The 22201-nt window shown below is 73.2% G+C and carries 19 protein-coding genes; 14 read left to right on the forward strand and 5 right to left on the reverse strand.

What is annotated here, in order from left to right; genetic code table 11:
- Positions 1 to 29: 29 nt before the first annotated feature.
- Entirely contained in the window at positions 30 to 2000 is a 1971-nt protein-coding gene (locus FNH09_RS22190) for a GTP-binding protein (RefSeq protein WP_162468925.1), read from the reverse strand.
- A gap of 219 nt (positions 2001 to 2219) precedes the next feature.
- Between FNH09_RS22190 and FNH09_RS22195 the strand changes: the two genes are divergently transcribed.
- Entirely contained in the window at positions 2220 to 3326 is a 1107-nt protein-coding gene (locus FNH09_RS22195) for an XdhC family protein (protein ID WP_152890682.1), read from the forward strand.
- A 61-nt stretch (positions 3327 to 3387) separates the two neighbouring features.
- Here FNH09_RS22195 and FNH09_RS22200 read toward each other — a convergent pair whose 3' ends face one another.
- Complete coding sequence (locus tag FNH09_RS22200) at positions 3388 to 3888, reverse strand: YfcE family phosphodiesterase (RefSeq protein ID WP_162468926.1); 501 nt, start codon at positions 3886 to 3888, stop codon at positions 3388 to 3390.
- Between the two features lie 206 nt (positions 3889 to 4094).
- Between FNH09_RS22200 and FNH09_RS22205 the strand changes: the two genes are divergently transcribed.
- Genes FNH09_RS22205 through FNH09_RS22215 form a run of 3 tightly spaced genes read left to right on the forward strand, consistent with a single transcriptional unit; the run spans position 4095 to position 6594 of the window.
- On the forward strand, positions 4095 to 4574 hold the full coding sequence (locus FNH09_RS22205; RefSeq protein ID WP_152890684.1) for a MarR family winged helix-turn-helix transcriptional regulator: 480 nt from the start codon (positions 4095 to 4097) through the stop codon (positions 4572 to 4574).
- A complete protein-coding gene (locus tag FNH09_RS22210; protein WP_162468927.1) occupies positions 4571 to 6007 on the forward strand; it encodes an MFS transporter in 1437 nt (478 codons plus the stop codon). The genes FNH09_RS22205 and FNH09_RS22210 overlap by 4 nt, the downstream gene beginning before the upstream one ends.
- Before the next feature lie 5 nt (positions 6008 to 6012).
- The gene (locus tag FNH09_RS22215) at positions 6013 to 6594 is read left to right on the forward strand and encodes a hydrolase (protein ID WP_152890688.1); all 582 of its coding nucleotides are present in this window, start codon (positions 6013 to 6015) and stop codon (positions 6592 to 6594) included.
- A 115-nt stretch (positions 6595 to 6709) separates the two neighbouring features.
- Here the strand turns inward: FNH09_RS22215 and FNH09_RS22220 are convergent, their stop codons facing one another.
- Both FNH09_RS22220 and FNH09_RS22225 read right to left on the reverse strand, forming a co-directional pair.
- Positions 6710 to 6910, reverse strand: a complete 201-nt coding sequence (locus tag FNH09_RS22220; protein WP_420802772.1) for a hypothetical protein — start codon at positions 6908 to 6910, stop codon at positions 6710 to 6712.
- Between the two features lie 190 nt (positions 6911 to 7100).
- Complete coding sequence (locus FNH09_RS22225; RefSeq protein WP_152890692.1) at positions 7101 to 7748, reverse strand: Lrp/AsnC family transcriptional regulator; 648 nt, start codon at positions 7746 to 7748, stop codon at positions 7101 to 7103.
- Between the two features lie 163 nt (positions 7749 to 7911).
- Here FNH09_RS22225 and FNH09_RS22230 point away from each other — a divergent pair, with 163 nt between their 5' ends.
- The 9 genes from FNH09_RS22230 to FNH09_RS22270 all read left to right on the forward strand — a co-directional run bounded on the left by FNH09_RS22230 (position 7912) and on the right by FNH09_RS22270 (position 17266).
- Entirely contained in the window at positions 7912 to 9504 is a 1593-nt protein-coding gene (locus tag FNH09_RS22230) for an ABC transporter substrate-binding protein (protein ID WP_152890694.1), read from the forward strand.
- Entirely contained in the window at positions 9479 to 10585 is a 1107-nt protein-coding gene (locus FNH09_RS22235; protein ID WP_152890696.1) for an ABC transporter permease, read from the forward strand. Before FNH09_RS22230 ends, FNH09_RS22235 begins: the two co-directional genes overlap by 26 nt.
- Positions 10582 to 11448 (forward strand): ABC transporter permease subunit, encoded by an 867-nt coding sequence (locus FNH09_RS22240; RefSeq protein WP_162468928.1) that lies wholly within the window; start codon positions 10582 to 10584, stop codon positions 11446 to 11448. Before FNH09_RS22235 ends, FNH09_RS22240 begins: the two co-directional genes overlap by 4 nt.
- On the forward strand, positions 11445 to 12371 hold the full coding sequence (locus FNH09_RS22245; RefSeq protein WP_338017648.1) for an ABC transporter ATP-binding protein: 927 nt from the start codon (positions 11445 to 11447) through the stop codon (positions 12369 to 12371). The genes FNH09_RS22240 and FNH09_RS22245 overlap by 4 nt, the downstream gene beginning before the upstream one ends.
- Entirely contained in the window at positions 12368 to 13327 is a 960-nt protein-coding gene (locus FNH09_RS22250) for an ABC transporter ATP-binding protein (RefSeq protein ID WP_152890699.1), read from the forward strand. Before FNH09_RS22245 ends, FNH09_RS22250 begins: the two co-directional genes overlap by 4 nt.
- Positions 13328 to 13523: 196 nt before the next feature.
- Positions 13524 to 14663, forward strand: a complete 1140-nt coding sequence (locus tag FNH09_RS22255) for a M24 family metallopeptidase (protein ID WP_152890701.1) — start codon at positions 13524 to 13526, stop codon at positions 14661 to 14663.
- 438 nt (positions 14664 to 15101) lie between these two features.
- The gene (locus FNH09_RS22260; protein WP_338017649.1) at positions 15102 to 15524 is read left to right on the forward strand and encodes a Cif family virulence factor; all 423 of its coding nucleotides are present in this window, start codon (positions 15102 to 15104) and stop codon (positions 15522 to 15524) included.
- A 492-nt stretch (positions 15525 to 16016) separates the two neighbouring features.
- Entirely contained in the window at positions 16017 to 16610 is a 594-nt protein-coding gene (locus FNH09_RS22265; protein WP_238426955.1) for a hypothetical protein, read from the forward strand.
- A 179-nt stretch (positions 16611 to 16789) separates the two neighbouring features.
- Positions 16790 to 17266, forward strand: a complete 477-nt coding sequence (locus tag FNH09_RS22270) for a hypothetical protein (protein WP_152890705.1) — start codon at positions 16790 to 16792, stop codon at positions 17264 to 17266.
- A 38-nt stretch (positions 17267 to 17304) separates the two neighbouring features.
- Here the strand turns inward: FNH09_RS22270 and FNH09_RS22275 are convergent, their stop codons facing one another.
- Positions 17305 to 19722 (reverse strand): SpoIIE family protein phosphatase, encoded by a 2418-nt coding sequence (locus FNH09_RS22275; protein ID WP_238426959.1) that lies wholly within the window; start codon positions 19720 to 19722, stop codon positions 17305 to 17307.
- A gap of 260 nt (positions 19723 to 19982) precedes the next feature.
- On the opposite strand from FNH09_RS22275, the gene FNH09_RS22280 reads away from it, so the two are divergent.
- Entirely contained in the window at positions 19983 to 22151 is a 2169-nt protein-coding gene (locus FNH09_RS22280; protein ID WP_162468929.1) for a SpoIIE family protein phosphatase, read from the forward strand.
- The last annotated feature ends 50 nt before the right edge of the window (positions 22152 to 22201 follow it).

Here is a 22201-nt window from a genome sequence, read left to right on the forward strand (position 1 = left end):
GCCCCGACCGGCCCGCCCCCGCAGCCGCCTCATCCACCGACCTTGCGCGTCACCTGGAGCAGGTACTCCTTGCGGTTCAGCGGGTTGTGGTCGGTGCGGGCCCGCTCGGGGACCTGTCCGCGCGCGACCGGCGCGTAGTGGTCGAAGGCGCTCTCGAACTCGCCCTCGCCGCGGGTCAGTCCGGGCAGCCGCTGTTCCAGGGCGTGCACCTCGGCGGCCGGCACCACTCCCTCCAGGACGCAGACCTCGCCGCGCGTGTCGGCCGTCCGTGGCACGGCCCGCAGGGCGGCCAGCACCGGCAGCAGGGCGCCCAGGGTGTCCACCGGGGCGTCGAGGCGGAAGCCGTGCATCGGCTCGTGCACCCGGGTGCCCGCCCGGCGCAGCGCCTCGACGAGCACCAGCGGGGTCAGTCCGCGGAAGTCGGCGCCGGTGCTCGACATGCTCTTGTCGAAGCGCTGGTGGGCATGGCTCTGCCGGGGCGAGTAGCCGCAGTGGGTCATGGTGACCGCGCAGTCCGTGACCTGCCAGCCGTGCAGGCCCTGGCCGAGGGTCTCGCGCACGGTGTCCTCGACCGCCTTGAAGAAGGCGTACGGCATCGCGCCCAGCTCGACCTCCAGCCCGAAGGAGACGCCCGCGCCGACCGGGGCCCGCTCCACCCGCAGGCCGACCGTCGCCAGGAACGGGTTGGGGTCCTTCTTGTTGAACTCGACGGCCTCGCCCGTCCCGGCCGGCCGCTCGACACACAGCGGCGTCGTGCCGCGGAAGGAGACGTCGAGTCCGTACTCGTCGGCGAGGGTCGCCTGGACGACCTCCTTCTGCACCTCTCCGTACAGGGACACCGAGATCTCCCGGCGCGCCTCGTCGTGCCGCAGGTCGATCAGCGGGTCCTGCTCGGCCAGCCGGGTGAGCGCGGTGTGCAGCGCCCCGGTGTCCGTGCCCGGCCCCGGTACGACGACGGTCTCCAGGGTCGGCGGCGCGAAGAAGTGCCCGTACGGCTTGCGGGGTACGCCGATCGGGTCGCCGATCCGGACGTCGGCCAGTCCCCACAGCCGGGCGATCCGGCCCGCGGCGACGGCGCCGGACGGGGTGTCCGTGCCGTGGTCGAAGACACCGATCCCGGTGATCCTGCCCTCCCGGCCGCCCTCGCCGAAGGCGATCCGGTCGCGCACGCGCAGGGTGCCGGAGAACATGCGCGCGTAGGCGACCTTCTCCCCCGCCGTACCCCGCTCGACCTTGAAGACGGTGCCGGAGACCGGGCCTTCGGGGTCGCCGCAGGCAGTGGGCAGCAGGTCCCTGATGCCGCGGACCAGCTCCGGCACGCCCGCGCCGGTCGTCGCCGAGCCGAAGTACACCGGGTGCACGTCGGCCCGCCGGGTCCCGGCGACGAGGGCCGAGTGCAGCCGGTCGTGGCCGACGGCGCCCTCGACGAACGCGGCGAGCAGGGTGTCGTCGTGGTCGGCGAGGACATCGAGCGCGTCGGGGCCGAAGCCGGGCGTGAACGCCGCCTCGCGGGTGCCGAGCCCGATGGTCCGCCCCATGGGCACGACCGCCGCCGCGAGGCGCTCGGACAGCGCGCGCAGCACCTCCGCGTCGCGGGCGCCACGACGGTCGATCTTGTTGACGAAGACCAGCGTGGGGATACGCAGCCGGCGCAGCGTCCGCATCAGCACCCGGGTCTGCGCCTGGACGCCCTCGACGGCCGAGACCACCAGCACGGCTCCGTCGAGGACCCCGAGGACGCGCTCCACCTCGGCGATGAAGTCGGGGTGGCCCGGGGTGTCGATCAGGTTGACGGTCACGTCGTCGACCGGGAAGGAGACGACCGCCGATCTGATGGTGATACCGCGCTGCCGCTCCAGCGCGAGCGTGTCGGTGCGGGTGCTGCCCGCGTCGACACTGCCGATCTCGTCGATGACCCCGGCCGTGTGCAGCAGCCGTTCGGTCAGACTGGTCTTACCCGCGTCGACATGCGCGAGGATTCCGAGGTTGAGCAGGTGCACGAAGCGTCATGTCCTTCGAAGAGTGGGTCGTTCCTTCCGGGGTGGACATGAACGGTGCGCGCATCGGTGCTCCTCGATCCGTGGGGGGCTGGTCACTCTCAGTGCAGCAGAGTCACTGACGGCACGGCAACGGATTAACCCCCTGCGGCGGCTGCGTGGCGGTGCGATGGCACCGGCGAAGCGGATGCGACGCTGACCGCGGTGGCGAGAGGGGCGACGATGCGTGACATTTTCCCGGCGCTGAGCGGCTGGTACGCGGCCGGTGCCCCGTTCGGCCTCGCCGTCGTGGTCGCGGTCAGCCGCAGCGCGCCGCGCGAGCCCGGCGCCGCCATGGCCGTGGGACCGGACGACGAGGTCGTGGGCAGCGTGTCGGGCGGCTGCGTGGAGGGCGCGGTGTTCGAACTCGCGCGGGAGGTGGTGACGACCGGTCAGGCCCGTCTGGAGACCTTCGGCTACGACGAGCAGGACGCCTTCGCGGCCGGGCTGACCTGCGGCGGTGAGCTCACCGTGCTGCTGCGGCCGGTCTCCCCCGCGCTCGACCCGACCTTCGGCGCGGTCGCCGAGTCGGTGGCGGCCGGTCGGCCGGTGACCGTGGCGACCGTGACCGGCGGGCCCGCGCCGCTCGGCGCCGTCCTCGCCGTCTGGCCCGACCGGGTCCTGGGCGCGCTGGGCACGCCGGGTCTGGACGTGGCGGTCACCGCCGACGCGCGCGGCGGTCTCGCGCTCGGCGCGACGGGCGTACGGCACTACGGACCGCACGGGGAGCGGCGCGAGGACGCCGTCGGCGTGTTCCTGCACTCCTTCGCGCCGCCGCCGCGCATGCTGGTGTTCGGGGCGATCGACTACGCGGCCGCCGTCGCCCGGATCGGCGACTTCCTCGGCTACCGGGTCACGGTGTGCGACGCCCGCCCGGTCTTCACCACTCCGAAGCGGTTCCCCGCGGGCGTCGAGGTGGTCGTGGACTGGCCGCACCGCTATCTGCGGGGCACCGACACCGACGAGCGCACGGTGGTGTGCGTCCTGACCCACGACCCGAAGTTCGACGTGCCGCTGCTCCAGGAGGCGCTGCGCCGGCCGGCCGCGTACATCGGGGCGATGGGCAGCCGTCGTACCCACGACGAGCGGACGCGGCGGCTGGTCGAGGCCGGGCTCGGCCCGCGCGAACTGTCCCGGCTGCGCTCACCGGTCGGGCTCGACCTCGGGGCCCGTACCCCCGAGGAGGTGGCGGTGTCGGTCGCGGCCGAGATCGTCGCGGTGCGCTGGGGCGGCAGCGGCGCTCCGCTGACGGCGACGCGGGGGGCCGTCCACCCGCGCGCGTCGCGGTGAGCGCGTACGGGCCGGGGCGCGGGTGTCCGGTCCCGGGTGCACACGGTCGCCGCGTACGGCGTCAGCGCGGGGGCAGCCGGTGCAGGACCACGTCGGTGAGCTCGCCGTCGGCCACGGTGGCGGTCATGTACGTGCAGTGGGGCTGACGTCGGCGGTCGGTCGGCGATCCGGGGTTGAGCAGGCGCAGTCCGCCGACGGCGGTGGTGTCCCAGGGGATGTGGCTGTGGCCGAAGACCAGGACGTCGAGGTCGGGGAAGCGGGCGGCGCAGCGGGCCTCCCGGCCCTGGGCGGGGCCCGTCTCGTGGACGACACCGAAGCGCAGGCCGCCGAGTTCGGCGTACGCCACCTCGGGGAGGCGGGCGCGCAGGTCCGGGCCGTCGTTGTTGCCGTACACGCCGACGACCGCGCGGCTGCGGCTCTCCAGCAGGTCGAGGGTGTCCGTGTCGACCCAGTCCCCGGCGTGCAGGACGACATCGGCGCGCGGGAGTTCGGCGAGGAGCGGGGCGGGCAGCTCCTTGGCACGCCGGGGCAGGTGGGTGTCGGTGGTCAGCAGCAGACGCACGGCCTCAGCGTACGACGCCCGCGCCGCTCGGGCCGTCCGCGGACGCTCTGCGGACCGTGCGCGGGTGATCTGCCGACGACGCGCGGACGATCTGCCGACGCTCCACCGACACGGACCACCGACACGGACCACCCACAGGAGATCTACAGATAAAACTGTTCAGTTGAAACTGGACAGTTTGCGTCGGCAAGTTTTACGGTGAACCCATGGAGCAGCCCATTCCGGAAGCCGCCGAAGCGCCCGGACCGCCCGACGGCGTGTCCGAGTCCGCCGCCCGTGCCGCACGTGATCTGCGGGTGGTGTTCAGCCGGCTGCGCCGGCGGATCAGGGAGGTCGCCGAGGACGAGGAGCTCACTCCCTCCCAGGAGTCCGCCCTCACCCTGGTCGGCAAGCACGGGGCCGCCACGGCGAGCGCGCTGGCGGCCGCCGAGGGGGTCCGGCCGCAGTCGATGGCGACCACGCTCGCGGCGCTGGACCGGCACGGTCTGATCCGGCGCAACCCCGACCCCGACGACGGCCGCCGCCAGCTGGTCACGCTGACCGACGCGGGGCGCGAGCGGGTCGAGGGCAACCGGCGGGTGCGGGCCGAATGGCTGGCGCGCGCGTTCGAGGACCGGTTCACGGAGGACGAGCGCCGCACGGTCCTGACCGCGTTCGCCCTGATGGACCGGCTCACCGAGCAGTGATACCGCGACTCTCCCGGCGCGGCCCGGCCACGGCGGCCGGCCCCGCCCCCGACGCCTTCGACCGGCGGCTGATCGCCCCGATGGTGCTGGGCTCCGTACTCAACCCGATCAATTCCTCGATGATCGCGGTCGCGCTGGTGCCGATCGGGATCGCCTTCGGGGCCCCGCCGTCGCAGACCGTGTGGCTGGTGTCGGCGCTCTATCTGGCCACCGCCGTCGGGCAGCCGGTCATCGGACGGCTCGTCGACATGTACGGGCCGCGCCGCCTCTACCTCGCCGGGACCGGTCTGGTCGGGGTCGCCGGTCTGCTCGGCGCCCTCGCGCCGACCCTGGGCACGCTGATCGCCGCCCGGGTGCTGCTGGGGTTCGGCACGTCGGCCGCGTATCCGGCGGCCATGCAGCTCACCCGCAGCGAGGCCGAACGCACCGGGCAGGACAGCCCGGCCGGGGTGCTGACCGCGCTGGCCGTCGCCGCGCAGACGGTCGCCGTCGTCGGGCCCACCCTCGGCGGGATCCTGATCGGCCTGGACGGCTGGCGGGCCGTCTTCACCGTCAATGTGCCGCTGGCGGCCGCCTGTCTGGTGCTCGGCGCGCGGCGGCTGCCGCGGACCCGGCGCCCGGCGGGCGACCGGCCCGGCGTCGACCCGCCCGGCATGGTCCTGTTCGCCGTCACGCTGATCGCGCTGATGCTGTTCCTGATGAACCCCGGCGCCGAACGCTGGTATCTGCCGGTGCTCAGCGCCGTCGCCGCCGTCGCCTTCGTGGCCCGGGAACTGCGGGTGCCGGACCCGTTCGTCGACGTCCGCGTCCTCGGCGGCAACCTTCCGCTGATCGCCACCTATCTGCGCCAGTTCCTCGGCTACACGACGTCGTACGCCTATCTGTACGGCTTCACCCTGTGGCTGGAGGAGGGGCGCGGCCTGACCACGTCCACCGCGGGGCTGGTGCTGCTGCCGCTGTCGGCGAGCGCGCTCGCCGTCTCCACCCTGACCGGACGCCGCGAGGCCGTACGGAGCAAGCTGGTCGTGGGATCGCTCGTGCAGATCACCGGGTGCGCGGCGCTGCTGCTGGTGGGTTCCGGCAGCGCGCTGTGGGTCCTGCTGCTGACGGGCGCCGTGATGGGCGTACCGCAGGGGCTGATCGGGCTCGCCAACCAGACCGCCCTGTACCGGCAGGCCGAGCCCGCGCGGATCGCCTCCGCCGCCGGGCTGCTGCGCACCTTCATGTACCTCGGCGCGCTGGCCGCCTCCGCCGCCGACGCGGCCTTCTTCCCTCGTCGCGCCGACACCCCCGGGCTGCACGATCTCGCCGTGTTCATGCTCTGCGGGTCCGTGCTGCTGCTGGTGGCCAGCCTCACCGACCGCTCCCTGAGCACCCTCACCCCCCGGGACACCCGGGACACCCGAACCACCCGAACCACCCGAAAGGTCTGACCCTCATGGCACTCACCGCCCTCGACCCGCGCACCGCCCTCGTCGTCATCGACCTCCAGGCGGGCATCGTCGCCGCCCCCACGCAGCCGTACAGCGGCGCCGAGGTCGTCGCCCGCACGGTGGAGCTCGCCGACGCCTTCCGCGCCCAGGACCTGCCCGTCGTCCTGGTCCGGGTGTCCTTCGCCGCCGACGGCGCGGACCTCGTGCCGGGCCGCACCGAGGCCGGGCGTCCCGGCGGCACCCGGCCGGAGGGCTGGGACGTGATCGTCCCCGAGCTGGCCGGGCACTCCGGCGACATCACCGTCACCAAGCACAACTGGGGCGCCTTCCACGGCACCGACCTCGATGTGCAGCTGCGCCGTCGCGGGGTCACCCAGATCGTGCTGACCGGCATCGCCACCAGCATCGGCGTCGAGTCCACCGCCCGCGCCGCCCACGAGCACGGCTACCACGTCACCCTCGTCACCGACGCGATGAGCGACATGGACCCCGAGGCGCACCGCGGCAGCGTCGCGCGGATCTTCCCCCGGCTCGGCGAGACCGGCACGACGGCCGAGGTCCTCGACCTCCTGGCCAAGACGCGCTGAACCCGTCCGGAGGCCGACCGGCCTCCGGACCCGGGTCCGGCCCACGCAACGCAGACGCCGGGGGGCTTGCCGGGGGGCGGCAAACCCCCCGGCTTCCCCACCCGGCCTGCGGTCTCTAGTCCTCGCCCCTCACGATGTTCCCGTCCGGTCCCGGCTGCCGTACGGCAGCGCCGCCGCGGTCCTCGACGGCCGGGACGCACGTCCGCATCACCGGCTGGTTCCGCAGCCGCCGGGCCCGCGCCCAGCCCGTCTCGGACGGGCGGCCCGCCGCGTTCTCCATGGTGTTCGCGATGTCCGTGCTGTTCGGGGTGTCCATGGCGGTGTGCGAGGTCACGACACTTCACATTCCTTCTGACGACAGTCCCGGGGACGGCCTTCACCCGTCCTCCGCACCCCGTCGAGTGCCCGGCCACATCCGGACCAAACATCCATTCGCGTAACCAAACGCCCATTCGTGTACAAGTGTGGCCGCCGGCCACCGGGTGCGCAGCGCCCCCGACAGCCGGTCAGTCCTCCTGGTCGGCGTCCCCCCGGAGGCCGGGGCGGCCGTCGGCCGCCCGGATGAAGCGGGTCATGCCGAACTGACTCGCGCCGGGAGTACCCGGAGCGGGCACGGGAAGCGGTTCGGCGCCCTGGGAAGCGGGGGGCAGGACGTAGGGGCGGCGGAGCACCTCGTCCAGGACGATGACGGTCTCGGTGGCGCGTACCGCGGGAATGTTGGACAGCTTGTCGGTGACCACCCGGTGCACGGCGGCGACGTCGGCCACCCGGATCTGGATCATGGCGTCGTGCTCGCCGGTGGTGACGGCGCAGTACTCCACCTCCGGCATCTGGGCCAGCGCGGCGCGGAACTGCTTCCACAGCTCCTGGCGCACGGTGACGAAGATCAGGGCGCAGATCTCCAGGCCGACCCTGGAGTAGTCGACGCGGGCGCTGAACCCGCTGATCACCCCGTCCGCGCGCAGGGCCTCGACGCGGGTGTAGGCGTTCGCGCGGGAGACGCCGACGCGCTCGGCGAGGGCGGCCATGGACAGGCGTCCATGTGAACGCAGGACGTCAAGGATCTTGAAATGCACCGCGTCTAGGGCGAGCCCGATGCCGATCCGTCCAGACCGCCGCTCGCCCTGAGCGTCCGAAGTAGACAGATCTTTCATGATCACGCCGTTCTGCTGATTTTCGTCTCACGCTCGCCACAGTGGCCGAAAACGCTGGTTAGTTTCACCCAACCCTAGCGGTGAAACGTCCAGGGACTCCGCCCAGCAGCCATTGACTCTCGTCACAACTTCCTTCCCCTTTGCCCTGTTTCCGGAGGCTCGCATGTCCAGATTCAGCACCGGGTCGTACCCCGCGGCGCTCTCGCTCGTCGCCGTCGCGGCGCTCGCCCTCACCGCCTGCTCCGGCGCCGGGAGCACGACCGGATCGTCGTCCGGTGGCGGCAAGACGCTGGTGGTCGACACCTCGTTCAACCTGAAGACCGCTGACCCGGGCCGTGAGTTCGAGCCGACCGGGCAGATCGTGGACAAGGCTCTGTACGAGACGCTGCTCACCTTCGAAGGCAACGATGTCACGAAGCCGATACCGGGGCTGGCCTCCTCGTACGAGCAGTCCGCGGACGGCAGGACCCTGACCCTGCACCTGCGGGCCGGCGCGAAGTTCTCGGACGGCAGCGCGGTCACCGCGGACGACGTGGTGTTCTCCCTCAACCGCGTGATCGCGCTCAAGGGCAACCCGTCGTTCCTGCTCGACGGCGTCACGGTGACCAAGACGGACGCCTCCACCGTCACCCTCGTCTCCGCGAAGTCGAACCCGGCGCTGCCCTTCATCCTGCCCAACCCCGCTCTCGGCATCGTGAACGCCAAGACGGTCCAGGCGCACGGCGGATCCGCGACCGCGTCCGACGCGGCGGAGAAGTACCTCAACAGCGCCTCGGCCGGCTCGGGCCCGTACACGCTGTCCTCCTTCAACACCAACACCCAGGTCGTCCTGACGAAGAACCCCAAGTACAACGGCGCCGCCAAGCCCACGTACGACAAGATCGTCATCCGTAACGTCCAGGCGCCCACCCAGAAGCTCAACGTGCAGCGCGGCGACAGCCAGGTGGCCCTCGACCTGACCTCCGACCAGGTCAAGGGGCTGGGCGGCGGACTGAAGGTGAGCAGCGGCGCGTCCTCGGACGTGATCTTCCTGCTGCTCAACCAGGACACCAAGGTCAGCAGCGTGACCGCCAACGCCAAGTTCGTGGAGGCCGTGCGCAAGGGCATCGACTACAAGGGTCTGCTCACGCTCGGCGGCGCCGGCTCGGTCCAGCCCGCCGGCGTCATCCCGTCCAACTTCCTCGGGGCGCTGCCCGCCTCGCAGGCCGCCGGCCGCGACCTGGCCGGGGCCAAGGCGGCGCTGAAGGCCAGCGGGATCGCGAAGCCCTCGGTGACCCTCGGCTACCCCAGCGACCTGACCGTCGACGGCCTGTCGCTCCAGACGCTGGCCGAGCGGATCCAGGCGCAGCTGAAGGAGGTCGGCATCGACGTGACCCTCGCCCCCGCGCCGACCACCACCGAACTGGACAACTACCGCAACGGCAAGGAGCAGGCGGGCCTTTGGTACTGGGGCCCGGACTACCCGGACCCCAGCGACTACCTGGTCTTCCTGCCCGGCAACCTGGTCGGCCTGCGGGCGGGCTGGAAGGCCGGCGCGGACAACGAGCTGACGGCGCTCGGCGAGAAGGCCGCCACCACGATCGGCGACGACACCCGCAAGACGCAGTACGAGGAGATCCAGACCAGGCTGAACGCCGGCGGTCCCTTCATCCCGCTGATGCAGCCCAGCCGGAACACGGTCTCCGCCGCGTCGGTCACCGGCATCGCCTACAACCCCGTGTGGACGATCGATGTCGCCGCGCTCGGCAGCAAGTGAGGCAACGGGCGGGCGGCTTCGGCCGCCCGCCCGCGGGCCCCGCGCCGGGCTGCTCCGGCGCCACCCGCTGGCCCGATTCCTGCTCCGCCGGACCCTGACCGCCGCGCTGCTGGCGCTCGGCGTGACCCTGGTGACGTTCGTCCTCACCAATCTCGTCCCGGGCGACCCTGCGGCCGCCAACCTGGGCCAGCGGGCGATCGGCGACCCGGCGATCGTCGCCCAGTTCCGGCACCAGCACGGCCTCGACAAGCCGCTGCCGGTCCAGTACGCGACCTACCTCGGCAACCTCTTCCACGGCGACCTGGGCGAGTCCCAGCAGAGCCACCAGCCGGTGCTGACGGACCTGGGCACCGCCGTCCCGGCCACCCTCGAACTGGCCGGCGCCGCGATCGTCGTCTCGCTGGTCGTGGGCGTGGCCTTCGGCGTCGTCGCGGCCCTGCGCCGGGACCGGTTCACCGACCAGTTGCTGCGGGTGGTCAGCCTGCTGGGGGTGTCGGTGCCGACCTTCTGGCTGGCGCTGCTCGCCTTCTACCTCTTCTTCTACAAGTTCGGCATCGCGCCGGGCAGCGGCCGCATCGCGCCGGAGTTCGCACCTCCACCGGACGTCACCGGCCTGTACACGGTCGACGCCGCCCTCGCGGGGCAGTGGCCGGTGTTCTGGAGCGCGGTCGGCCATCTGATGCTCCCGGCGCTGGTGCTCACCGCGTACACCGTCGGTCTGCTCACCCGGTTCACCCGGTCCGCCGTCCTCGAAGTGCTGGGCCAGGACTACGTCCGGGCCGCGCGGGCCAAGGGCCTGCCCGGTCGGACGGTGCTCTTCCATTACGTGCTGCGGGCGGCCCTCGTACCGGTCATCACGGTCGCCGGACTGGCGTTCGGAGCGCTGCTGTCGGGCACGGTCCTGGTGGAGTCGATCTTCGCCTGGCCGGGTCTGGGCGCGTACGCCTACCGCAGCGCGACCACCCTCGACCTGCCGGCCGTCATGGGCGTCGGACTGGTCGTCGGCATCGTGTACCTGACCGTGAACCTCGCCGTGGACGTGCTGTACGGCCTGATCGACCCGAGGGTGAGGGTGCAGTGAGACTCAACCTGTTGCGACGGCTGCCCCGCGCCTGGCGCAGACCGCTGGCGGTCTGCGGGGGTCTGGTCGCGGCCGGCTGGCTGGTCGTCGTGCTGGCCGCGCCGCTGCTCGCCCCGCACGACCCGCTGGCGCAGGACCTGCCCCGGCTGGCCTCCCCCGGCGCCGGGCACTGGTTCGGCACCGACGAGCTGGGCCGGGACGTGCTGAGCAGGGTGCTGTACGGCGCCCGGATGTCCATTCCGCTGGCGCTGCTGCTGGTGACCCTGTCCCTGCTGATCGGCGGACTGCTCGGCGCCTGCGCCGGGTTCTTCGGACGCTGGGTGGACGAGACCGTGATGCGGGTCGCGGACCTGGTGTTCGCCTTCCCCACCGTCATCCTGGCGATGGTCGTCGCCGCCGCGCTGGGCGCGAGCCTGGAGAACGCGGTGCTGGCCGTCCTCGTGGTCGCCTGGCCCTCGTACGCCCGCGTCACCCGTGGACTGGTCATGGGCCTGCGCAACCGCGAGTTCGTCCTCAGCGGACGGCTGCTGGGCTTCTCCGCCTGGCACTCGCTGCGCGTGGACGTCCTGCCCAACGTGCTCGGGCCGCTGCTCGTGCTGGCCACGCTCGACATCGGCACCGCGACGCTGCTGCTGTCCGGGCTGTCCTTCCTCGGGCTGGGCGCCAAGCCGCCAACGGCCGAGTGGGGTGCGATGGTCGCGTCCGGCACCCAGCAGTTCGACATGTGGTGGATGGGCGTCTTCCCGGGCCTGGCCATCCTGACGGTCGTCCTGGCCTTCAACTTCCTCGGCGACGCGTTGCGGGACGCGCTGGACCCCAGCACCGCGCGGACCATCGGCGCGGAGAAGGAGCGTGTGGCGTGACCACCACCGAAACCCCCGAAGAGGCCGGCGGCGGGACCGCGGCGGCCGACAGCGGGATTGCGGCGGCCGACAGCGGAACTGCGGCGAACGAAGGCGGGATTGCGGCGACCGGCGGCGGGACCGCCGAGAAGGGCGCCGCCGTGCTGGAGATCTCCGGGCTCACGCTCGACCTCCCCGCCGAGGACGGCACCAAGCGCATCCTGCACGGTGTCGACCTCACGCTCCGGCCCGGCCGCATCCACGGCCTGGCCGGGGAGAGCGGCTCCGGCAAGACCATGACGGGCTTCGCCGTCCTCGGTCTGCTGCCGCCCGGCGCCCGCACCACCGGGCGGATCGCGTTCGAGGGCACCGATCTGCTGACCCTGCCGCCCCGTCAGCTCGGCGCGCTGCGCGGCCGCGCGGTCAGCATGATGTTCCAGGACCCCTCCACCAGCCTGCACCCCATGCTCACCATCGGGCGCCAGCTCACCGACCATCTGCGCCACCACCTGAAACTGGACCGCAAGGCGGCCCGGGCGCGCGCCGCCGAGCTGCTCGGACAGGTCCGCATCCCCAACCCGCTCGAGGCGCTCGGCCGTTACCCGCACCAGTTCTCCGGCGGCATGCGGCAGCGCATCGCGATCGCGATCGCGCTGGCCTGCGAGCCCAAGGTGCTGATCGCCGACGAGCCGACCACCGCGCTCGACGTCACAGTCCAGGCCGGTGTGCTGCGGCTGCTGCGCGGGCTCTGCGACGACCTCGGCCTCGCCGTGCTGCTGGTCACCCACGACCTGGGCGTGATGTCCGCGATCGCCGACGAGGTCAGCGTGATGCGGCACGGCCGCGTCGTCGAGACCGGCCCGCGCGGCCGGGTCCTCACCGAACCCCACCACGAGTACACCCGTACGCTCCTGGACGCGCTCCCCGGAAGGAGCACCGTATGACCCGGCAACCGGACCGAGGGGCCCTGCTCAGCGTCGACGACCTGGTCGTCCAGTACCGCCGGCCCGGCGCCCCGCCGACCCGGGCGGTCGCCGGGGTCAGCCTGGAGGTACGGGCCGGGGAGGTCGTCGGGCTGGTCGGCGAGTCGGGCTGCGGCAAGTCGACGCTGGCCCGCGCGGTGTGCGGGCTCACCCCGTCCGAGGAGGGCTCGATCTCCTTCGACGGCACGCCGGTGCGCCCGCTGGGGGTGCGCCGCCGCGACCCCGCGCTGACGTCCATTCAAATGGTCTTCCAGGACCCGTACGGATCGCTCAACCCCCGCCGCCGGGTGGGCGCGCAGATCGCCGACGGCATCCGTACGGCGGCCGGGCGCGGCGAGGACGTCGACGGCGCCACCCCGGAGGACCTCCTCACCCGGGTCGGCCTCCCCGCGGACGCCGCGACGCGCTACGCGCAGGAGTTCTCCGGTGGCCAGCGGCAGCGCATCGCCATCGCCCGCGCGCTCGCCGCCCGGCCCCGGCTGCTGGTCGCCGACGAACCGATCTCCGCGCTGGACGCCTCCGCCCAGCTCCATGTGGCCAGGCTGATGCGGTCGCTGGCCGTGGAGTCGGGCGCCGGCCTGCTCTTCATCAGCCACGACCTGTCCGTCGTGCGCCTCATCGCCGACCGCATCGCGGTGATGTACCTCGGGCAGATCGTGGAGACCGGGATCACCGCCGAGGTCTGGGACAACCCGCGCCACCCGTACACCCAGGCCCTGCTGGCCGCCATCCCGCAGCCCGACGGCGCCGGTCTGCTGCCCGCCGAGCTCCCCGGCGACATCCCCGACCCGGCAGCCCCGCCGAGCGGCTGCCGCTTCCACCCGCGCTGCCCGCGCGCCTTCGACGGCTGCGACCGCGAGGTGCCGCTGCTGAGCGACGACGGCGTCGCCTGCCGCCTCTACCCGGCGGCGGCCTGACCGGGACTCAGGAACCTTCCGCACGGCACCCGGCCGCCGGGCGAACTCCCGTCGACCCCGGTCGGAGCCTGCCGCCGCGGCCCCACCGTGCCCGACCGGCCCCGGGCGGAGTCTCCCACCGCGGCCCCGCCGTACCCGACCGGCCGCGGACCGGGCGACCGCTCCGCCCCGACCTCCCCCCACCCACGGAGATGTGATGCAGGACCGAACCGACACCGCCGGGCCCGGCCCGGACCCTCAGCCGGCCGACCGCCTCCGGGCCGCCCGCGCGGCCACGGCCGCCGCCGGGCTGGACGCGCTGCTGATCTCCCCCGGCGCGGATCTGCGCTACCTGACCGGATACGACGCCCTGCCGCTGGAGCGCCTGACCTGCCTGGTCCTCCCGGTCGAGGGCGACCCGTTCCTGCTGGTACCGGCGTTGGAGAAGCCCGCCGCGCAGGCCTCGCCGGCCGGCGGTCTGGGCATCGAGATCACCGGCTGGGACGAGACCGACGACCCCTACGCCCTGGTCGCGGCCCGGCTGCCGGCCGGGACCGCCAGGGTCGGCGTCGACAACCATATGTGGGCGGAGAAGACGATCGCGTTCCGCGACGCCCTGCCCGGCGCCCGGCAGGAACTCGCCGGCGGCGTGCTGAACGAACTGCGGATGCGCAAGACCCCGCAGGAGGCAGCGGCCCTGCGGGAGGCCGGGGCGGCCATCGACCGCGTGCACGCGCGCATGGGCGAATGGCTGCGGGCCGGACGCACCGAGCGCGAGGTCGGCCGGGACATCGCCGACGCGATCGTCGTCGAGGGCCATGTCCGGGTCGACTTCGTGATCGTCGGTTCCGGGCCCAACAGCGCCAGCCCGCACCACGAACTGTCCGACCGGGTGATCCGGCCGGGCGACCCGGTGGTGGTCGACATCGGCGGCACCACGCGCCAGGGCTACTGCTCCGACTCCACCCGCGTGTACGTGGTGGGCGAGCCGCCCGAGGAGTTCCGGCGGCTGTACGAGGTGCTGCTGCGCGCCCAGCGGGCCCAGACCGACGCGGTACGGCCGGGCATCACGGCCGAGCAACTGGACGCCGTCGGCCGGGACATCATCGCCGACGCCGGCTACGGCGCGTACTTCGTGCACCGCACCGGGCACGGCATCGGCGTGGAGAGCCACGAGGAGCCGTACATCGTGTCCGGCAGTCGGCGGCCGCTGGAGCCCGGCATGGCCTTCTCCATCGAGCCCGGCATCTACCTCCCGGACCGCTACGGGGCCCGGATCGAGGACATCGTGCTGTGCACCGAGGACGGCGGCGAGCGCCTCAACCGCACCGACCGCGACCTGCTCGTACTCCCCTGACAGCCGGAACGCCCTCCCGTGACACCCGATTCCGCCCTCCCCTGACACCCGATTCCGCCCCCTGACAGCCGGTTCCGCCGCCGCACCCGGCCGACCGGCACCGTGGGGAGGACCGGCGCCGCCGTCCGCGCCGCCGGTCCTCCCCGCCACAGGTCCGGCCGATCGGAGAGGGGCACGTCCCGCGGGTCGGACCGACGACGAAGTGTCCGTCGTGGAGAGTCGTCCGATCCACAAGTGCCGCCGGGCGAGGTCCTGTTCACCCGCCGTCCGTCGCCGCACGAACCGCACCACCGGTCGCCGGCACCGGCCGGGGCCGCTCGACGACGCCGCTGACGCAGGCTCAGGAGCGCCCCCGTCCAACCCCCCTCACCCACCATCACGCACCCGGAGGACCCAGCCATGCCCGCTTCACCGCCCCCCACCGCTCGACCCGCACCCGTGGGCGCACGCCCCGGCGGCACGCCCGCCGACCTCGCCGCCGTCTGGGCGGTGGTCTCCGGCATGTACGGGGCCTACACCGCGGGCGACCGCGAGCGCATCGACGCCTTCCTGGATCCCGAGGCCACCATCTGGGACTCCGCGACCCCCGGGCTGCTGTGCGGGAAGACCGATCTGGACCGGGTCCGGGACGGCCGCCCCACGGCCGAAGCCGGCCCCGCCGAAGTCGCGCTGACGGCGTACGACCAGGTCATCGACGTCTTCACGGACCTGGCCGTGGCCCGCTACTGGCTGCGCGTCGACTTCCGTGCCGCCCCGCCGGAGCTGGTGCGCAACACCGCGCTCCTGCGCCGCGACACCGACAGCGGCGCATGGCTGATCGTCCACCTGCACGAGGACGTCCAGGCCCCCGCCCACTCCTAGGGCCTGCCCGAGATACCCGAGGACCCCGTCACCAGCGAACGGCTGAGGTCGGGGTCTTCGCGCTGTCGCCACCGCGGCGCATTTCACAACTTGGCTTTCCCGTACCGAAGTTGTTGCCCCGTCACCGTCGGGCACGCGGGTCGCCCCGAGGTCCGCCCACATCCGCGCCGCGACCTTCCCCCGGGCCGTGCGACCAGCGGGTTTCGGTGCGGTCGACCCCTAGCTAACACGGTTCGCCGCACCGCGCCCACAGCGACACGCCGACGTCGCGGGATGAGCAGGCGTCAGAAGATCCATCAGAAGGACCAATGGTGTGTCAATCTGCCTGATTTTACGGCGATATGACAACTCATCAGGCTCTCAACCGAGGCCATAAATGCCTCGTTTGGCGCTCCCCTGCCGGTCTTTCGATATGACTGATATGACCGGTGTGGGTAAGTTCATCCACGAGCCGGCTGACGGGCCGGCCACCCTGAGACAGGAGATTGCGACATGGAGCTTCGTTCCACGGTGATCACCGCGGCTGTTTCCGCGGCGGCGGCTCTGGCCGCAACCGGCATCACCTACGCTTCGGCCGCTTCCGCTCCGGCGCTTCAGCAGGCGCCGGCCGTCGCCGCCGCCGTCACCGACGGTGGCAGCGGCGGCAACAACAACAACGGCAAGGGCAACGAGGGCAAGGGCAACGAGGGCCGCGGCGGCGGCGGCCACCGCTACTACGAGGGCCGCATCGAGATCAACGAGCGGTCGTACTCGGCCCGCGCCGGCGAGTGCGTGACCGTCCTCAGCGGCCTCGGCGCCCGGAGCCTGAACATCAACAACGACACGCGTCGCACCGTCGAGATCTTCCGCGGCGCGGTCTGCGACAACGGCGCCCCCATCGCCACGGTCGGCCCGCGCAGCTCCGCCTCCGGCGTGCGGCCGGGCCACGTCGAGGGCATCGAGGTCAAGCACGGCGTCGTGGCCAGCTTCCGGGTGGTCCGGGGCTACGACGGCTACGACGGCGGGTTCGGCGGCGGCTACGGCGGCGGGTTCGGCGGCGGCTACGGCGGCGGTGACCGCGGCGGCGACGGCGACGGCGACTGGTAGGACGCGGCCCACGCAGTGAGGCCCCCGGCCCGCCGGAATCGGGCCGGGGTCCCACTGCTCACCATTCTCCGTCAGCCACGTCCCGTGTGCACCCCGCGCGCCCCACGCCGGGCGTGCGGGGTACATGCGGGACGTGGCTGCCTCCCATTTGCCCGTCCAGCGAACGGGCGAGGAGCGACATGAGCATCCACCTGGTGGAGGACGTCAGCGACGCCACCTACGTCCTGGACCGCCTCGACATCACCTGGACCCCGGCCCGGCCGTGGCTGGGACACCAGGTCTCGTGGGAGATGAACGGCCACCTCAAGGAGTCGGTCGACCTGACCCGGGTCACCTGCAACGTGGTCATGAAGTTCGGCCCCGTGAAGATGCTCGACCGGAACTACCGGCTGCCCGACCTGCTGGAAGGCGTCGGCGCGAGCCTGCCGGGCGACCCCAGACCACCTGCCGGACCCTGGCGCCAGACCTGGAACCTCCGGCTGCCCGAGGCGGTACCGGTCGCCGAGCACCGCATCCTGCTGCGTGCCCGGACCGGCCTGGGCCGGAACTTCCTCGCGCTGGACATCGCCCTGGACTTCAACCGCCGCTCCCGTCCGGCGCCGCCGAGCGGTCGCGCGGCCCCACGCGTCCTGCACGCCCAGCACCTCCACGGCTGAAGCAGCCGGCCCCCGCGTACGGCCCCGTCCCGCAGTGGTCAGTCGGACAGCAAGAGCTCGCACCACACCTGTTTGCCGCCGCTGACGGGCACCGTCCCCCAGGCCTCCGACACGGCCTCGACGAGCAGGATGCCCCGGCCGCCCGTGGCCTCCCAGCCGATGCTGGTGGGCTTCATGGGCGCGCGGGGCGAGACGTCGAAGACGCTGACCCGCATACGGTGGTTGACGAGCGTGAGGTCGAGGCGGACCTTGCCGTCGGTGTGGACCATGGCGTTGGTGACGAGTTCGGAGACCACCAGCAGGACGGTGTCGATGCTGCCCGCGGACACGCCCCAGGTGCGCAGGGTGCGCCGGGTGAAGCGGCGGGCGTGCCGGACCGCCTCGGGGACCCGCCAGACCGTCCAGCTCTCGCGCAGCGGGCGGACGTCCATGCCGTCGTAGCGCATGAGGAGCAGGGCGATGTCGTCGTTGCGGCGGGCGTTGCCGAGCAGCGCGTCGGCGACCAGGCCGAGGTCGGCGGGGTCGGAACCGGACAGTTCGTGGGCGAAGCCCTCCATGCCGGTGTCGATGTCGATCTCGGGCGACTCCACCAGACCGTCGGTGGTCAGGGCGATCAGCGTGCCGGGCTGGAGCCGCAGCGGCGTCATCGGGAAGTCGGCCTGGGCCATCACGCCGAGGGGCGGGCCGCCGTCGGCCTCCGCGATCTCCGTGCTGCCGTCCGGGTACAGCAGCACCGGCGGCAGGTGCCCGGCGCGCACACACCAGGCGGAGCCCTCCTCCATGTCGACGTCGACATAGCAGCAGGTGGCGAAGAGGTCGGTCTCCATCTCCATCAGCAGCCGGTTGGCGTGCGAGACCACCACGTCCGGGGTGTGCCCCTCGGCGGCGTACGCGCGCAGGGCCGTGCGCATCTGGCCCATGAGGGTGGCCGCGCCCGCGTTGTGGCCCTGGACGTCGCCGATGACGAGGGCGACGTGGTTGTCGGCCAGGGGGATCACGTCGTACCAGTCGCCGCCGAGCTCCAGTCCGGCGGTGGTGGGCAGATAGCGGGCGATGGCGACCCCGCCGGGCAGCTTCGGCAGCCGGCGCGGCAGGAGCTGGCGCTGGAGCATGCCGATCAGCTCGTGCTCGGCGTCGAAGGCGTGCGCGCGCATCAGGGCCTGGCCGACGAGTCCGGCGGAGGCGGTGAGCAGGGTGCGTTCCTCGGGGCCGAAGTCGTGCGGGGACTCCCAGCCGATCAGGCAGGCGCCCGCCGTCCGGCCGCCGGCGATCAGCGGCAGCACGGCCAGGCCGCCGGGGCCGACCTCGGCGAGGGCGGGTTCCAGGTCGGCGCCGACGGGCCAGATCTGGGCGCGGCCCTCGCGCAGGGCGGCGGCGAGGGTGGGCATCGAGCGCACCGGCGCCTCGGGCCATTCGGTTCGCCACTCCTGGCGCCACAGCTCGGGCCAGGCCTCCTGGGCGGGCGGGTCGAGGACGGCGACGACGAGCCGGTCGCCCTCCAGTTCGGCGAGCGCGATCCGGTCGGCCCGCAGCGGCTTGCGCAGGGCGGTGACCACGGCCTGGCTGACGTCGCGGACGGTGCCGGCGGTGGCCAGCGCGGCCGCCAGGCGCTGCACCCGGGTCACGTCGGTGACCTCGGAGCCCGGACCCGAGGCGTCCTCGACGGTGCCCACGAGCCGGGGCGGGCGGCCCTCGCCGCCCGGCAGCAGGCGGCCGCGCAGCCGGAGCCACCGCGGCGGGCCCGCGGGCTGCACGACGCGGAACTCCAGTTCGCGGTCGCCGATGGACAGGTGGTCGACCTCCACGACGGACATCAGTGAGGGCAGGTCCTCCGGGACGGTGCGCCCCAGCAGGGTCTCGACCTTGCCGTCGAAGCCGTCCCGGGGCAGCCCGAAGGCGTCCAGGATGCCGTCGTCCACCTCCACCCGGCCGGTGTCCATGGCGAGACTGAACGCGTGCGGCGCGAGCTCCTCCCCCACGGGTGTCCCGGCCGGGGCGGGCGCGGCGACGGCCTCGGCGATCAGCGCGAGACACTCGCGTTCCTCGGCGCCGAAGCCGCCGGGGCGCTCGCTGACGGCCAGCAGGCACCCTCCGCCGGCCCCGGGCACGGGCAGCGCCGCCACGAAGAAGTCGGGGACGCCGGGCGAGGGCGTGAACCGGAACTCGGGGCACTCGCCGAGCTCCGCGGGGCCGAGCCACACGGGCCGCCCGCTGCGGTGGGCGCTCGCGACCGGGGAGCGGCCGGAGATGTGGTAGCTCTCGCGCAGCCCGTACAGTGTCCGCGGCACACCGGCCGAGTCCACCAGGCAGAGCAGACTGCCGTCGTCGCCGTCCGGCGCGTAGACGACGGCCAGCGCCGCACCCGCGAATACCAGCACCTGTTCGAGCGCGTGGTGCATCCGAACCGGCGAGTCGAGGTCCGCAGCGATCGATTTGAGGGCAAGTTCGGCACGCATCGATCGCGTTCCGCGTCCCGCATCGCCCACACTGACCACGTCCGTAATTACAGCGCGTATCTGGCCCCTGCGCAGCCCCTGTGACCGCCCGGAGCGTTCCACGGCCGCCACCCGTCCGGGAAATCCGCCCGTTCGGAAAATATCGAACATAACTTCATGCTCTCTTTCGGCGTCGTGACCTGGTGACAGCCCTTCACCGTGCGCGTCCGGCGCGCAGGGGGCAGATTTGATCCCTGGGACCTGCGCGGCCGGGCAAGGAGGTGGTCGCCGTGTCCAACGGGCAGAGATCCGAGCAGGCACCGGCCGGTGCCCGGACGCCGGTCGGCCGTCCCCTGCTCTCGCTCGCGCTGACCGCGCTGATGGACGACGTCCACGCGCACTCCGGCGCGCTGTACCTGCGCACGCCCGACGAACCCGTGCTGGAGATCGCGGTGACCGCGGGACTGCCGCGGGCCTTCGCGGCGCCCTGGCAGCGGGTGGGACTGAACGCGCCGATCCCCGTCGCGGAGGCGGCGCGCGAACGGCGGCTGGTCTGGGTCGGCGGCGAGCAGGAGATGGCCCGCCGCTATCCGCGGATCTCGGTGATCCTGCCCTACCCCTTCGCGCTGGCCGCACTGCCGGTGGCGACCGCGTCCACGGTGTACGGAGCGCTGTACGTGACCTGGCCCGGCTCGCACCCCGGGCAGCTGTCCGACTACGAGCGCACCCATCTGACGGCGGCCTGCGACCGGCTCGCGCTGCGCCTGGAACGCGCCGCCGAGGAGAGCCGCCCGCCGAGTGCGGAGCCCGAGCTGCTGGCGCCGTCCGCGGCGGGCGGCGCGGCCGACGTACTGGGCACGATGGAGGCGGCGCGCATGGTGGCGCGGCTGCCGTACGGGCTGTGCTCGCTCGATCTGAACGGCCGGATCGGCTTCGCGAACGCGGCGGTGGCCGACCTGCTCGACGTCCCGGTCAGCGAACTCCTCGGCACCCATCTGTGGGCGGCCGTGCCCTGGCTCAACGACCCGGTGTACGAGGACCGCTACCGGGCCGCGCTGCTCAGCCAGCACCCCACCTCCTTCGTGGCGCTGCGCCCGCCGGGGACCTGGCTGTCGTTCCGCCTGTACCCGAGCACGACCGGGCTGAGCGTGCGCATCAGCCGGGCGCGCGCGGTGGCGGAGATGAACCGGGCCGGTCCGCGGCCGGGGGACGCGGCGTCGCGCCTGGTCAGCCTCTCGCAGATGCTGAGCCTCGCCGGCGCGCTCACCGAGGCGGCGGGCGTGCAGGACGTGGTGCAGCTGGTCGCCGACGAGATCGCCCCGGCGGTGGGCAGCCGGGCCCTGGTGCTGCTGGGCGCGCGGGCGGGCCGGCTGCGGGTGCTGGGGCACCGGGGCTACCCGGACGCGCACACCGCGGAACGCTTCGACGGCATCCCGCTGACCGCCCGGGCACCGGGCGCGCACACCCTGCACACCGGGGTGCCCTCGTTCTTCGAGTCCCGGGAGGAGCTGGAGCACCTGTACCCGCTCCGGCGGGCGACCCCCGACGGATTCGCGGCCTGGGCGTACCTGCCGCTGATCGCCTCCGGCCGGCCGGTGGGCACCTGCGTGCTCGCCTACGCCGAACCGCACCCCTTCCCCGCGGACGAGCGCGCGGTGCTGACCAGTCTGGGCGGGCTGATCGCGCAGGCCCTGGAGCGGGCCCTGCGCTACGACGCCAAGCACCAGCTCGCGCACGGGCTCCAGGACGCGCTGCTGCCGCGCTCGCTGCCGTCCGTCGCCGGCATCGAGGCGGCCGCGCGCTATCTGCCCGCCACCCAGGGCATGGAGATCGGCGGTGACTTCTACGACCTGGTGGACGCGCGGCCGCTGGCGGCGGCGGTGATCGGGGACGTGCAGGGGCACAACGTGACGGCGGCGGGGCTGATGGGCCAGATCCGTACCGCGGTACGGGCGTTCACGGCCGTCGGCCAGGCGCCGGAGGAGGTCATGGGCAGCACCAACCGGATGCTGATCGACCTCGGCTCCGAACTGTTCGCCAGCTGTCTGTACCTGCGGCTGGACCCGGAGCGGGGGCGGGCGGTGATGTCCCGCGCGGGCCACCCGCCGCCGCTGCTGCGCCGGCCGGACGGGCGGGTGCGGGTGCTGGACCTGGCGGGCGGCCCGCTGCTGGGCATCGACGCCTCCGTGACGTACGCGACGACGGAGGTCGACCTCGGTCCCGGCTGCCTCCTGGCGCTGTACACCGACGGGCTGATCGAGTCGCCCGGCGTGGACATCGAGGACGCCCTCGCCGAACTGGGCTCGCGCCTGTCGCTGATCGGGGACCAGCCGCTCGACGAGGTGGCCGACGACCTCGTACGCAACTACGCGGCCGCGGAGGACCGGATCGACGACGTGGCGCTCCTGCTGCTGCGGGCGAACGGCCGGCCGCCGACGGACGGACCGTAGACGGCGGGAGACCTCGACGGGCGGGCCGTGGACGGCGGGAGACAAGGGAC

Source organism: Streptomyces adustus (assembly GCF_009377175.1).
In the GTDB taxonomy this organism is placed as follows: domain Bacteria; phylum Actinomycetota; class Actinomycetes; order Streptomycetales; family Streptomycetaceae; genus Streptomyces; species Streptomyces adustus.